The sequence below is a fragment of the Streptomyces sp. NBC_00370 genome, assembly GCF_036084755.1.
Classification (GTDB): Bacteria; Actinomycetota; Actinomycetes; order Streptomycetales; family Streptomycetaceae; genus Streptomyces.
This window is the reverse complement of the sequence record NZ_CP107968.1, coordinates 904,229-917,319: the sequence shown is the minus strand read 5'-3', so window position 1 is coordinate 917,319 and position 13,091 is coordinate 904,229. Positions and strand designations below refer to the sequence as shown.

Sequence of the window (13,091 nt, the reverse complement as noted above, 5' to 3'; positions counted from 1 at the left end):
TCACGGATGACGATCTTCGATGAGCAGGAGCGGCGGATCTGGGCGGGGCGCGCCGACGCGTACGCCGGCAGCTTCGCCGCTCTCTGCGCCCACCCCGTGCCCCAACTGCTCGACGCGGCTGGAGCGGGTGCGGGCTCGCGGCTGCTGGATGCCGGTACGGGAACGGGCACCGTCGCCGCAGCCGCGGTGGAGCGCGGTGCCCGGGTGACCGCCGTCGACGCCGACCCCGGCATGGCGGCCAGGACAGCGGCGGACGTACCGGCCGCCGACGTCCGGGTCGCGGCCCTGCCCGTACTATCTTTTCCCGACGGGGAGTTCGACGCGACTGTCGGCAACTTCGTGCTCAATCACGTGGGCCGTCCGAGGGCCGCTCTCGCCGAACTGCGCAGAGTGACCCGGCCCGGTGGACGGATCGCCGTGACCATCTGGCCGGCGCAGGCCGCCGCAGGTCAGACGCTCCTGCCACGTGCGGTGGAGGCGGCGGGCGTTGTACGGCCCGGCGATCTGGCCTCGCTCGCCGCAGACGAGGAATTCCCCAGGACCGCACAGGGCCTAGCGGATCTGGCGCGGGAGGCGGGCCTCTCCGAGGTGTCCTGCACGTCCCTGAACTGGGACCACCAGGTGGCCGCCGAGGTGTGGTGGAGCGGTCCGGCGGCGGGCGTCGCCACGATCGGCCACATCGTCACGCGCCAGGATCCGCGGACCGTGGCGGAGATCAAGCGGCAGTTCGCCCGGCTCAGTGTCCCGTTCGGCGGCCCGGACGGTGTGCTGCGACTGCCGCACACCGCCCTGCTGGCACACGGAAGAGTGTGACCCTCCCGGCTACTTCACCGACTTCTCGCCGGTCGGGCCCGCCGCGAACCAGGTTCCGCCGATGCCCTGGCCCTTGGTGTCGCCAGGCTTGCTGTCGCCCGAGAAGCGGTAGAGCGGCCAGCCGCCCACGGTGACCTGGATCTGGCCGTCGTCGCGGCGTATCGCGCCGATCTGCTTCGGGTCGACGCCCGCCAGGTACACGTTGCCGCCCTCCGCGATGGTGACCGGCGGCCAGGTGACGGCGCAGTCGTCGGCGCAGTTGGAGTGGGACGGCCGGGCGGTGTCCTTGTCGAAGCGGTACAGCGTCGCCTGGTTGACGTTGATGAGATGGCTGCCCAGGTCCGGCGACTGGACCGCGGAGAGCTGGACCCACTGCGGTGGTGTCTCCTGCACGGCGACCCCCACCACGGTGCCGCCGTTGCCGGTCTTGCCGTTCTGGGCCGCGCTGCTGTCGACCACCTGGAGCGCCGAGTTGCCCGCAGCCGGCGCGCCGGAGGCGGGCGCCGAGGACGCGGGCGCGGCGGCCGCGGGCGACGAGGCGGCCGGCTTCTCGGCCTTGTCGGTGATCGAGATGGTCTTGTCGCAGGCGGACAGGGCGGCCATCCCGCAGAGCACGAGAGCGGAGGCGACGAGGGCCCGGCCGACCGGCCTGCGGGCGGCGCTGTAGCTGTGGAGAGGGAGAGTCACGCCCCCAACACGGGATACGGCGACGAAAGGTTCACCTGAACGAACGGCGCGCCGGGTGCGTGTTGACAGTACGCGGCACACAACGGCGCGGCGGCCCGGCACGGAGGAGAGAAGCGCGCGATGACCGACATTTTCGTACCCGGCGACGAGCTGGACCAGGCGCGGGCCGGTCTGGCGTTCGTCGAGGACAACATCGACATCGGCCACCACACCTTCGACTTCGACAAGGCGTTCGGCCCCGAGCTGTCCCGAGGCTCGGCCCAGAACTTCGAGAACAAGTGGAACGACGGCAAGAACCAGCTGAAGAAGCAGGTCAAAGGCATCCGGGAGGCGATGGACAGCATCTCCGACGCCTTCACCAAGACGGACAACGACGCCGTGTCGAACCTGAGCGGCGGCGGCCGGTGACCGTCGCCGAGCGCTTCCTGCTCAACGTGCCCGACCTCTGGACCGAGCTGGACCTCAGCGGCGAGACGATGGCCGCGGCCCGCTCCGCCGCCCTGGCCCGTACCGACAACCCACGCGAGCGGGCGCAGATCAACGATCTGTTCCGGCAGGGCCGTGAGATCAGCCGGGCCGCACGCAACCACGGCGCGCTGTTCGCCTCGGGCACCGCCTCGATGTACGACGAAGGGCTCTTCCTCGCCTACGCCATGGTCTTCGCCGTCACCACACCCGAAGGCCTCGAACTGACCCTGCCCGTCATCTCCGCCCAGCTCGGGGTCTCCTCGGCGAACGGCAAGGCCCCCGCCGACCGGGTCATCGGCGCGGCCAAGGTTCCCCACGTGGGCACCGTCGCCCGGATCACCGGTACGGAGGAGACACCGATCACCGCGGACATCAACGTCAAGCTGCTGACGATGCACACCATGATGCCCGTCCCCGGCACGGCGCGGGACTTCCTGGTGGTCACCTGCGCCAGCCCCAACCTGCCGCTGAAGGACGAGGTGTACGACCTCTTCGACGCGGTCACCGGCACCTTCCGGTTCGTCTCGGCCGAGGGCGGCGTCCTACCGGCAAAGGTGTGAACTCGCCCTTCCAGCAAAGGTGTTCGCGCTACGGGCGGTGCGCGGTGACCGGCGGCCCCGCGATCGTGGCGAGCCGCAGCTTGGTCTCGTCCTCGCTGCCCGGCACCGCCGTCATGATCACGATCTTCAGCTCGGAGTCCCCGTCGGTCAGTGTGTCGCAGTCCACGGTGACCGTCCCCACCGAGGGATGCTCGATCCGCTTGTGGTCCTCGCGGTGCGTGGCCACCGAACCGGCCGCCCACAGTTCGGCGAACCGCTCGCTGCCCGCGCCCAGTTCACGGACCAGCTCCGCCAGATGCTTGTCGTGCGGGAAACGGCCGGTGGCGCGGCGCAGGTCGGACACCACGGCCGCGTCCGTCGCGTCCCTGTCCACCTCGATCACCGGCCACAGCGCGAGCCGAACGGGGCCCGCGTCCTGCGGGAACCTGCTCCGGGCGAAATTGCGCTGCCGCGCCGGCAAGGACGACGGATCGCCCAGCAGCGCTGCCCAGCCACGGTTCCACCAGATCAGCTGCCAGTCGGCGGCGAAAACGGCGACCGCGGTGTCCCCGAGCCGGCTCAGCACCCGCTGCACACCGGGCGGGATATGGCCGGGGACCGCGTCGTTCCCCGGCGGGACCAGGTGGGCGAGCCGGTACAGATGGTCCCGCTCGGCGGCCGACAGCTGGAGGGCGCGGGCCAGGGACGCCACCACCGACGCCGACGGCGTCGTGGACCTGCCCTGCTCCAGGCGTACGACATAGTCGACCGACACCCCGGCGAGTTCCGCCAGCTCCTCGCGGCGCAGCCCGGCCGCGCGGCGTGCGTGGCCCACCGGCAGTGCGGCGGCCGACGGGGGCAGCCGGTCCCGCCAGGTGCGGATCATCGCGCCGAGCCCGGCTCCGGGGGTCGTGGTCATACGTCCCATGGTCCCGCATCCCCGGCCCGCCCGGCGCCGCCCATGGTGGTACTGCCGTTCCTACCGTCGGACCTTCTCTGGTCGGCCGCCCCGGCCGGACGAACACTGAACGCATGACGATCATCTTCATCACAGGAGCGAACAAGGGGCTCGGCCGGGAGACGGCCCGCCGGCTCGTCGAGCTGGGCCACACCGTCCTCGCCGGAGCCCGTGACCCCGAACAGGGCGCGGCGGCCGCCGCCGCGGTCGGCGCGCGGTTCGTACCCATCGACGTGACGGACGACGCGTCCGTCGCGGCCGCAGCGGCGAACGTCGCCGCACACGAAGGCGCGGTCGACGTGCTGGTCAACAACGCCGGCGTCCATGGGCCCTTCGGCGGCGTCGACGCGCTGACCGGCGCCGACGCCCTCGCCGTGCTCGACGTGAACGTCGCGGGGGTGGTCCGTACGACCACGGCCTTCCTGCCGCTGCTGCGCAGGTCGGCCGATCCGGCCGTGGTCAATGTCAGCAGCGGTGTCGGTTTTCTCGCCTTCACCCACGACCCGGAGCGGGTCGAGTCGTCCGTCGTCGCACCGCTCTACACCGCGTCGAAGGCGGCGCTCACGATGCTGACCACCCAGTACGCCAAGGCGCTGCCGGACATCCGGATCAACGCAGCCGACCCCGGCTACACGGCGACCGACCTCAACGGCCACAGCGGCCCGCAGAGCGTCACGGAGGGGACGGACGCGATCGTCGGGCTGGCGACGGAGAAACCGGGATCAGGCTCGGGCCGCTTCGTCGACCGTGCCGGCGAGATCCGCTGGTAGCGGCGCCGGGGAGCCGGTACGCCGGAGGGCGGCCAGGACCGCGGGGCCCCGGCCGCCCTCCGGCGGGCGTACCGGCCGTCAGCCGGTCAGGTCGGACGCCGGTACCTGTACGGAGACCAGCGTCCCGTCGCCGAGGTGCAGCAGCCCCCTGCCGGGCCTCGGGGCCTGCCCGACCAGACCCCGGGACAGCTTCACCCCGATGACCTCGCCGTCGCCGAGGCTCTGCGGGGAGAGCAGCATGCCCGTACGGTTCCGCTTCACCTGGCCCATCCAGCCGGCCAGGCTGAGCGACATCGACTCGGCGTTGCCCGCGACCACGACCCCCCATCCGTTGCCGGCGCCGCCACGGGCCAGCAGCGCCAGATCGGGATCGATCTCCGCGCCCATGAACAGCTCGGCGTCGTCGATGACGATCACCGCGTTCTCCTCGGGGATATTGCTCAGCACCGCGCGGAAGGTGTCGACCGGTACTTCCACGTCGGTGATGACGGCCGCCACCCCCGGCCGTCCGGCCAGCTCGCGCAGGGGCGACCTGCGCGGCGCCAGCACGATGACTCCGGTGCCGGAGTCCAGCAGCGAGAGGGCGACCGTGAGCAGCGCCGTGCTGCGGCCGGTACGCGGCGGTCCTGCGACGGCGAACGTCGGCACGTCGGCGAGGTCGGGACCCAGCGCCGTGAGGGTGTCGCCGCCGACGGCGACGAGCGGACGCATCGCACCGGGTCCTGTCCGCAGCGCCGCCGCCTCCGGGTAGGAGATCCGGTCGGGCAGCAGATCCAGGCGCGGTGCGCGGCGCGCGGCCGGCACGTCCGCCTCGCGCGTGGTCAGTTCCGCGCCGAGGCCGACGAGGACCTGGGCCTGCGCCGTACCGGACAGATCACTGCCCAGCACCGCGATCTGGGCCTCGCTCATGTCCTGGGTGCGCAGGCCGCGCCCCGGCGCCGGATCGGCCGGCGCCGCCTTGGTGGGGACGCCGACCGACGAGTAGTCGGCGCGGTCGTTCATCCGCAGGACGATCTTGTCCTCGGTGGTTCCGCCGAAGCGGCTGTTGCCCAGGACCTTGTCGCCGGCGAGCACCAGATGGATACCGACCCCCGCGCCGTCGCGCAGCAGCCGGATCATCCGCTCCAGATAGCTGCCGTTGTCGAAGGAGCTGTACTCCCGCTCGAAAACCTCGAACCGGTCGACCAGCACCACGATGTGCGGCAGCCGCTCCTCGGGGGCCGCCATCCGGCGCAGTTCGGCGAGGTCGGCGGTGCCCCGGGCACCCAGCACGCCCTGACGGTTCGTCAGTTCGGCGGTCAGCCGGTCCAGCAGCCGGCCGAGCCGCTCCGTCTGGTTACGGTCGACGACGGCGCCGCAGTGCGGCAGCGCGGTGAGCGCGTTCAGCGCGCCGTTGCCGCAGTCGATGCCGTACAGATGCAGATCGTCGGCGCCGTGCGCCTGCGCCAGCGCCGCCGCCAGCGTACGCAGGGACTGCGAACGCCCGCTGCGCGGCGAGCCGATGAGATGCAGATGGCCCGCGCGGTCCAGGTCGAAGACCAGCGCGCTGCGGCTCTGCCGCGCCGGCAGGTCGACCAGGCCGTACTCGACGGCGGGCAGCGCGGCCTCCCGGTCGGCGAACGGCTTGGGCGCGAGCGGCGGCGTCCACTCCAGCACGGCGGGCAGCGCGGGCAGCCACGGACTGGGCTGCTTCGCGACTCCCGCGACCCGCGCCGCCTGGGCGACGGCCGCCGTCAGCACGGCGAGGTCGGTGATCGCCTCGGTCTGTACGGCCCCGTCCGACGATCCGCCGGGCCGACCGGCGCGCAGCGGGCCGCCCAGCTCCTGCCAGCTCACGGCCCGTGCCCTGACGGGGACTTCGGTGTCCACGGCGAGCGAGCCGCCGGGCCTGCGGCCACCGACCCTGCCCGACTGGAACGGCAGCAGCGCCGAAGGGCCGAGCCGGGCATAGGCACGGCCGGGGGTACCGGGGGAGATGTCCCCGGCGTCCGGCGCGTCGATGATGTCCCGGCTCTCGGACGTGTCGGTGGTGCGCAGCGCGATCCGCAGATTGGTGTTGGCCCGGATGTCCGGCGTGACGGCGCCGCTCGGCCGCTGCGTCGCCAGCACCAGATGGATGCCGAGCGAACGGCCGCGCTGCGCGATGTTGACCAGACCCGAGATGAAGTCAGGCAGTTCGCGCGCCATCGAGGCGAACTCGTCGATGACCAGCAGCAGTCGGGGCAGCGGCGGGAGCGCGTCACCGCCACGCGCCCGCTTGTCGAGATAGTCCTCGATGTCCTTGGCGGCCGCCTGCGCCAGCATCGTCTCCCTGCGGCGCAGCTCAGCGCCCAGCGAGACCAGGGCGCGCTCCACCAGACGGGTGTCTAGGTCGGTGACCATACCGACGGTGTGCGGCAGGTCCGCGCACTCGGCGAAGGCACTGCCGCCCTTGTAGTCGACGAGCACGAACGTCATCTCGTCGGGCCTGTTGACCACGGCGAGCGTCGCGACCAGCGTCTGGAGCAGCTCCGACTTGCCGGAACCGGTGGTCCCCGCGATCAGCGCGTGCGGACCGTCGCGTACGAGATCGACGGAGAACGGGCCGTCGTAGCCGGTACCGAGGATCGCCCGGGTCGACCGGCCGCCCAGCGACCAGCCCGCCACCACGGCCTCGGCGGTCGGCGGTTCGACGTTCAGCAGGTCGAGCAGGCGTACCGAACCCGGCAGCGCGCTCTCGTCGTTGTCGCCGACGCCCCGCAACGGCGCCAGCGCACGCGCGAGATGTTCGTACCAGCCCGGCTCGGGGGAGTCGGGCCGTACGTCCTCCAGCGCCGCGCCCACGCCCGTACGGACCCGGGACCCGGTCGCCGCAGGGTCCGTGACGACGACGGCGCCGCACTCCTCGGGCAGCAGCCGCTCCTCGCGGTCCATGCAGATGGTGTAGACACCCACCGAAGGTCCGTCGCGCAGCAGCGCGATCACACCGGGCAGCGAACGCGCCCGGCGCGCCTGGTCCAGAATCACCAGCACGTCGGGGTAGCCGTTGACACCGCCGCGCACCAGCTCCGAACCTGCCTGCACCCGGGCGGCGACAAGCTGCCCCAGCTCACCGATGCGGCGTGCCAGCGACTCGGTGGTGGACCCGACGAGCGCGTAGGCGTCCTCGCCCTGCGGCCGGCAGTGCGGCAGCCAGCGGGTCCAGGACCAGTCGCGCTCCCCTTCGGAGCCCGCGAGCACCACGATGCGCAGATCGGCGGGGCTGTGCAGCGAAGCCGCCTGCGCGGCCAGCCAGCCGGCCAGACCGCCCGCACCGGAGCCGGCGAGACCGGTGACACCGGCCCTGCGCAGCGGCACGGAGACCGGCACCTGGTTCAGCCGCGGCACGGTGGTACGCCGGTGCTCGTCCAGCGTCGGATCCTCGACCGACAGCGACGACGGCAGGTCGGCCGTGCCGACCCGGACGGCGAGGAAGTCGGGGTCCTGCCAGCGCCGTTCCCACAACCGCTCCGACGGCTGCGCCGCCATCCGCAGCAGCGAGGCGGGATCGGGCAGCGAGAGCCGCAGATTGTGCTGCTCCTTGAGGACCGCCGCTTCGATGTCGGCGCGGAGCCTCGCCAGCTTCTGCTCGTAATCGGCCAGCTGCTCCTGGTACTTGAGCATCGCCTGCTTACGGCCGCCGAACTGGGTGACCAGCGCGGCGATCGGCGACAGCAGGGCGATGAACACGAACGTCCAGCGGCCGGTGACCACAATGGCCACCACGGCGCTGCCCGCGGGCAGCAGCAGGATCGGCAGCAGCGGTATCGGGCGCTTGTCCGGCTTGACCGGCGGCGCGGGCAGTCGGTAGTTGGCCCCTGCCGGGGCGGGGACGAAGCGCGGCGGCCGGTTGAACTCCAGCCCGAGCCCGTCGGCCGCAGGGGTGAGCGGCGCCTTCGCAGAGCTGCCCGAGGCCAGCTCCAACAGAGAATCGCCGACGGCGAGTTGGCTGCCCTCGCGCCACGCGGACGCGTCGGCGACCGGCTTGCCGTCCAGCATCGCCTGCCCGGCGCGCACCAGTTCGGCGCCGCCGTCGAGCCGTACCCGCAGCCGCGCGGCGAACGCGGGTGTGCCCGCCGCCAGTCTGATCCGGCAGGTGTCGGCGCTGCCGATGTCGTAGTCACCCGGCGGCAGCCTGAAGACGGTTCCGGCGCCCGGCCCCGACACCACCCGCAGCTCGGTCCTGCCCTCGGGCTCGGGCTCCCGGGGTACGGGAACGCCGAGCCCGAGGTCCATCCCGTCCCGCACACCGGCGACCTGGAGTGTGGCCTCCGGGTCGACGGGGTCGGTACCGATGTACAGGGCAGGCGCGGGCGCCCACTCCCCGCCGGTTCCGGCCTGGCCGACGGCGCGTGCCAGCTCCGCGGCGAACCTGCCCGCCTGTGCGGAGGGTTCGGTGTCGACGACGACGGTTGTGGACACCCCCTCGGCCTGCGGGTCGGTCACGCTCACGGTCAGTCGCACGGCTGTCTTTCCTCAGGGTGAGTGGGGGACGGGGAGCGGGGGAGCGGGTCAGGAGAGGTTGGAGCCGAGCTGCGAGTCGGTCTGGTCGAAGGCGTCACCGACGGCCTTGACGTAGTGGCCGATGCCCTGGAGGCCCTGGTTCACCTGGTCGAAGCCCTTGGCGAACTCGTCGAAGAACGGCGAGAACTTCTGCTGCGCCGCCGGGGTGTTGTAGCCGTTCGCGAGCAGGGTGGTGATCTTCCCCTTCACCTCGGTGAGCTTGTCCTGCAGCGTGGTGAAGTCGTTGAGCAGCGCCTGCGAGGTGGAGGCGGTCTCGTCCGAGTTGACGGCGAAATTGGGCATGTTCGTGCTCCTTGCTGGTTGTCTGAGCTGTCCACCCGTTCAGGGATGGAGACTTGGGGAGGTACGCGGCGACGCCCCGCGTCGCGCCGGCTAAGCGCCGCCGCCCTGGCCGCCGGGCTCACCGGCCGGTGAGGACGGGGCGGTGAAGAAGGCCCCGTCGTCGGGGCTGGACGAGGACGAGGAGCCGGCCCCGGCGGGCGGCGGGGTCTGCGGGATCGTCAGCGGGGTGAGGGTGGGGCGGCCCTGCCCGGCCGGGCCCGAGGGGCTGTCGGGCACCGTCGGGGAGGGCGGAAGGGGTACGGAGAGCGGGTCGGCCGGCGCGGGCACCGGAGTATGTGCGGGTGCGGGTGCGGGTGCGGGTGCGGGTGCGGGCGCCGGTGTCGGTGCGGGCGCCGGTGTCGCCGGGCCCGTGGTCGCGGCGGCGCCCGGCGCTCCTGACCCCTTGACCGGGATCGGGATGTGCGCGGCGACGCCGTCGATGCCCCTGCCAAGCCCCGCCTTGCCCACCGGGCCCACGCCCAGCTTCGGCGCCGAGTTGGCGATCTCGCCGGCCGCGACCGCGTTGGGGTCCCCGCCCTGCGCGACCCCCACACCGATCTTCGTGCCGAGCACGGCGCCCTCCTCGCCGAAGCCGGTGATCTGGTCGCCGAACCTCTTGCCGACGGAGTCCCCGGCGAGCGGATCGGTCGTGTCGCCGAACCGTCCGCCGGCCGACGTGGGCGCCGGATTGCCCCTGATCCCACCGATCTTGCCGGTGAGGCCCTTGGCGCCCGCGCCGAACGCGACACCGGCCGCCGCGCCCGCCAGTACACCCGCGGCGGTGATCTGGTCGCCGTTGGCCGCCTTTGCACCCACTTCTAGGGTCACGTCGGTGGCGAACTTGCCCGCCCCCTCGGCGACGACCTTGCCGACCGGGTTGGTGAGGATCCCGGACACGATCTTGTTGTTGGTGAAGGTGTCGCCCACCTTCGTGATGGTCCCGCCGATCTTGGCCACGGCGCCCGACCCCTTGACCGCCGCCACGGCGGCCGGAGCTATCGCCTCCACGGCCTTGCCGCCGAACTTGAGCAGCGAGCCGCCCGGGACGATGCCGATCAGACCGGCGATGAAGTCACCCGCCTTGATCCCGCCCGTCTGACTCGCCACGACTTGGTTGAAGACGAACAACGCACCGCCCAGCAGCGCGCCGACGACGGGGAAGAACACCGCGACGACGGCGATCAGGGCGGCCAGGATGATCTGGACGAACGGGAAGTCCTTGAAGAAGTCCGCGATCTTCTGGAAGATGTTCCGCTCGGGAATCGCCTCACCTGCCGCCTCGTCGAGGACGTCGGCGCACGCCCGCTGGGCCTGTTCGCGCAGTTCCTTCGCCTGCTGGGCCATGCTCTTCGCCGCGTTGAGCTGGTCCTGGGCCGCGGATATCTTGTCCCGCTGGTCCCTGGCCGCCGCCTTCTGGTCGTCCGTCGCGTCGGCCGCCAGGTCCTGCACCCGCTGCCCGGCCTGGCCGGCGACCGACGTCGCCTGGTCCATCGCCTTGTCCAGCAGGTCCTGCGCCTCGGTCAGCTTCGGCGCGTACGCGGTGTAGGCGTCGGCGGCGCCGTGGAAGGAGTCCACCGTCTTCTGCAGCTTGTCCGGCAGGTCGCCGATCTGCTTGTTCAGCGCGTCCATCGCGTCGCCGCGCCCCGACTCGACCGTGCCGCCCTTCTTCAGGAACCGCAGCGCCACGTCGGCCTGGTCACCGACGTCACGGTAGCGGTCCCGCACGCGCGCCATCTCGTCGATGTCGCCCGGAGTGGGATCACTGTCCATGCCGACGATGTCGAAGCCGGAAGTGTGCCGTCGCGCCACGTGCGTCCCCTGTGCCGAAGTTCCGGTGGTTGCCGACCTGTACACGGCACACGCGTCCACAGCGTTCAGATCCGGCCGGTCGAACCCTTTTGGCGCGACCACCGTGTAGTGGGATGAGATGCGCCGGACGGCCCGTGGGGACCCGAGCGCACCGGAGAGACATGGGTGGGGAAACATCATGAGGAACGGGTCCTACGCGCTACGCGCCCTCGGCGTCGTACTGCTGGCCTGCTGGGCGGTGTTCGGCACCGGCCTGCCCGCGGTGGCGGACGGTGACGACGACGGACTGATCAACGTGTTCGTCGTGCCCGACCCGGCGCAGACCGGTGGCCAGGCTGCGACGTTGCAGTCCGTGGCGACGAGCACCCTCGGCGACCCCGCGAGGGCCGGTGAGATCTTCGGACTCAACAAGGGCCTCGCACAGCCGGACGGCTCGGCGCTGAACAACGAGGGCGACACCCTGCGGCCCGGCTGGATCCTGCGGCTGCCACAGGACGCGAGCGGTCCCGACGTGCGGCAGGCCAGGGACACCGCGAGCCGGAGCGCGGCGCCGCCCCCGGCAGGGGGCACGGCGGACACCCCGCAGGACCCCGGCGCGCAGGCCGACAACGCCGCACAGGCCGATGCCGACACCGTGGCCGTCCCGCTGCCCGCGCTGCTCGCCGGAGTGGGCGCCGTCCTGCTGGCGCTGGTCACCGCGGGTATCGTCGCCCGCAGCCGGGTGCGGAGCGGCTGGGCCGCACTGGTCCGCACGCTGCGCGCTCTCGGCGACCCGGCGAGGCGCAGGCGGCGGCTCCAGTTCCGCCGCTCGGTCGCCGCCGGGTTCGCCGCCGACGCCGAGTCCGTACGGCGCGCCCACAGCACCCTCGACGAGTTCGCCGGCCTGCCCGGCTCGCACCCGGCGCCCGTGCACGCGCTCCGGGTCGACCAGGCGGGTGTCACCGCTTATCTCGCGGCGGCCGACGGACTCGACGCCCCCTGGCAGCACCTCGACAGCACCCGCTGGCGCCGCGCCGCCGGCTCGGCCGCCCGGCCGCTGTCGCGCGGCACGGACGGCGCCGCCGCACCCGGCCCGCTCGCCGTCACGGCGTGCCCGGTCCGGGTGGGCACCGACGGCGAAGGCGCGCCGGTCTTCGTCGACCTCAGCCGGCTGGACGGTGTCCTCAGTGTCACCGGTGACCCCGCGGTCGCGCGTGACGTGGTGCGCGGTCTGCTGGCCGAACTCGCCCGCACCAGGCCGGGTTTGCCCGTGACCGTACTGCGCGGCGCGGACGGTACGGTGCCCATTCCCGTACCGCCGGAGCTGGCCGGGACACACCAGGTCGACACGGGCCGGCCGGCGCCGCAGGAAGGCGCCGGGCGCGGCACCGTACGGGCCACGGCAACCCGTCGCCCTCTCAAGGGACTTGTGGTGGTGGCCGGCACACCGACCGGGCGGGAGGCGGCCGAACTCGGCGCGCTCTGCGGGCCCGGCGGCGCCGGCTGGACCGGGCTCGTCTGCGGTGAGGCGGACGGGGCGCACTGGCGCTGGTACGCCGGATCCGACGGCACGGTCGACATGCCCGTCCTGGGTGTGAGGCTGACCGTGCCCGCCTGACGTGGTGTCAGGACCCGGTGTCCGCGCGGGCACCGGGCCGGGCCCTGGCCCGTGCGCGCAGACTGACCAGCGCGTAGTGCTGCCGGGACTTGACCGTCCCCGCCGGGATGCCCAGGATCCGCGCCGTCTCCTGCACGGTTCTGCCGCACAGGTACGTGTGCGCCAGCACCTCCCGGTGCTCCGTGGACAGGTGGCGCAGCAGCCGCATCGAGTCGACGGACGCCAGCACCGCGTCGGCGTGGTCCCGCTGCGCCAGCTCCTGGCTGTCCGCGCCGACCGTCTCGTGCCGGAACGTGGCGCTGCGCAGCCGGTCGATGACGAGGTTGCGGGCGACGGTGAGCAGCCAGCCGCGTACCGAACCCTCCGTGCTGTAGAGCCGTTCGGTGTGGGACCAGGCGCGGATCAGTGTCTCCTGGACGATGTCCTCGGCGAGATGGTGGTCGCTCAGCAGCTTCTCCGTGTAGGCGAGGAGCGCCGTCGCGTGATCGGCCATCAGCCCGTGCAGCAGCACCTCCTGACGGGCCGTCGGCGATGCGTCGGGAGCTGCGGCTGTCTTCATGTTCTGGATTCCTGAGGGGGAGGATCGC

Annotated in this window: 11 protein-coding genes; 5 read left to right on the top strand and 6 right to left on the bottom strand. The window is 72.6% G+C overall.

Annotated features, from left to right (window positions below):
* The first annotated feature begins 6 nt into the window (after window positions 1-6).
* A complete protein-coding gene (locus tag OHS57_RS03915; RefSeq protein WP_328581032.1) occupies window positions 7-813 on the top strand; it encodes a class I SAM-dependent methyltransferase in 807 nt (268 codons plus the stop codon).
* 9 nt (window positions 814-822) lie between these two features.
* On the opposite strand, the gene OHS57_RS03910 is transcribed toward OHS57_RS03915, so the two are convergent.
* Window positions 823-1,500, bottom strand: a complete 678-nt coding sequence (locus OHS57_RS03910; protein ID WP_328581031.1) for a hypothetical protein — start codon at window positions 1,498-1,500, stop codon at window positions 823-825.
* Between the two features lie 120 nt (window positions 1,501-1,620).
* On the opposite strand from OHS57_RS03910, the gene OHS57_RS03905 reads away from it, so the two are divergent.
* Both OHS57_RS03905 and OHS57_RS03900 read left to right on the top strand, forming a co-directional pair.
* Window positions 1,621-1,908, top strand: a complete 288-nt coding sequence (locus OHS57_RS03905; RefSeq protein ID WP_041998525.1) for a hypothetical protein — start codon at window positions 1,621-1,623, stop codon at window positions 1,906-1,908.
* Window positions 1,905-2,528 carry a hypothetical protein gene (locus OHS57_RS03900; RefSeq protein WP_328581030.1) on the top strand — a complete coding sequence of 208 codons (624 nt, stop codon included), beginning with the start codon at window positions 1,905-1,907 and terminating at the stop codon, window positions 2,526-2,528. Before OHS57_RS03905 ends, OHS57_RS03900 begins: the two co-directional genes overlap by 4 nt.
* A gap of 28 nt (window positions 2,529-2,556) precedes the next feature.
* Here OHS57_RS03900 and OHS57_RS03895 read toward each other — a convergent pair whose 3' ends face one another.
* Window positions 2,557-3,426: a helix-turn-helix transcriptional regulator gene (locus OHS57_RS03895; RefSeq protein WP_328581029.1), complete on the bottom strand. Its 870-nt coding sequence runs from the start codon at window positions 3,424-3,426 to the stop codon at window positions 2,557-2,559.
* A gap of 113 nt (window positions 3,427-3,539) precedes the next feature.
* Between OHS57_RS03895 and OHS57_RS03890 the strand changes: the two genes are divergently transcribed.
* Window positions 3,540-4,235, top strand: coding sequence for an SDR family NAD(P)-dependent oxidoreductase (locus tag OHS57_RS03890; RefSeq protein WP_328581028.1), 696 nt, complete (start codon window positions 3,540-3,542; stop codon window positions 4,233-4,235).
* 78 nt (window positions 4,236-4,313) lie between these two features.
* On the opposite strand, the gene OHS57_RS03885 is transcribed toward OHS57_RS03890, so the two are convergent.
* The 3 genes from OHS57_RS03885 to OHS57_RS03875 form a co-directional block, all read right to left on the bottom strand.
* Window positions 4,314-8,711 carry an FtsK/SpoIIIE domain-containing protein gene (locus OHS57_RS03885; RefSeq protein WP_443043051.1) on the bottom strand — a complete coding sequence of 1,466 codons (4,398 nt, stop codon included), beginning with the start codon at window positions 8,709-8,711 and terminating at the stop codon, window positions 4,314-4,316.
* A gap of 54 nt (window positions 8,712-8,765) precedes the next feature.
* A complete protein-coding gene (locus tag OHS57_RS03880) occupies window positions 8,766-9,059 on the bottom strand; it encodes a WXG100 family type VII secretion target (protein WP_328581026.1) in 294 nt (97 codons plus the stop codon).
* Window positions 9,060-9,149: 90 nt separating this feature from the next.
* On the bottom strand, window positions 9,150-10,907 hold the full coding sequence (locus tag OHS57_RS03875) for a hypothetical protein (RefSeq protein WP_328581025.1): 1,758 nt from the start codon (window positions 10,905-10,907) through the stop codon (window positions 9,150-9,152).
* Window positions 10,908-11,085: 178 nt separating this feature from the next.
* Here OHS57_RS03875 and OHS57_RS03870 point away from each other — a divergent pair, with 178 nt between their 5' ends.
* Window positions 11,086-12,504 (top strand): hypothetical protein, encoded by a 1,419-nt coding sequence (locus OHS57_RS03870; RefSeq protein ID WP_328581024.1) that lies wholly within the window; start codon window positions 11,086-11,088, stop codon window positions 12,502-12,504.
* A 7-nt stretch (window positions 12,505-12,511) separates the two neighbouring features.
* On the opposite strand, the gene OHS57_RS03865 is transcribed toward OHS57_RS03870, so the two are convergent.
* Window positions 12,512-13,063, bottom strand: a complete 552-nt coding sequence (locus OHS57_RS03865; protein ID WP_198533467.1) for a sigma-70 family RNA polymerase sigma factor — start codon at window positions 13,061-13,063, stop codon at window positions 12,512-12,514.
* Window positions 13,064-13,091: the final 28 nt, after the last annotated feature.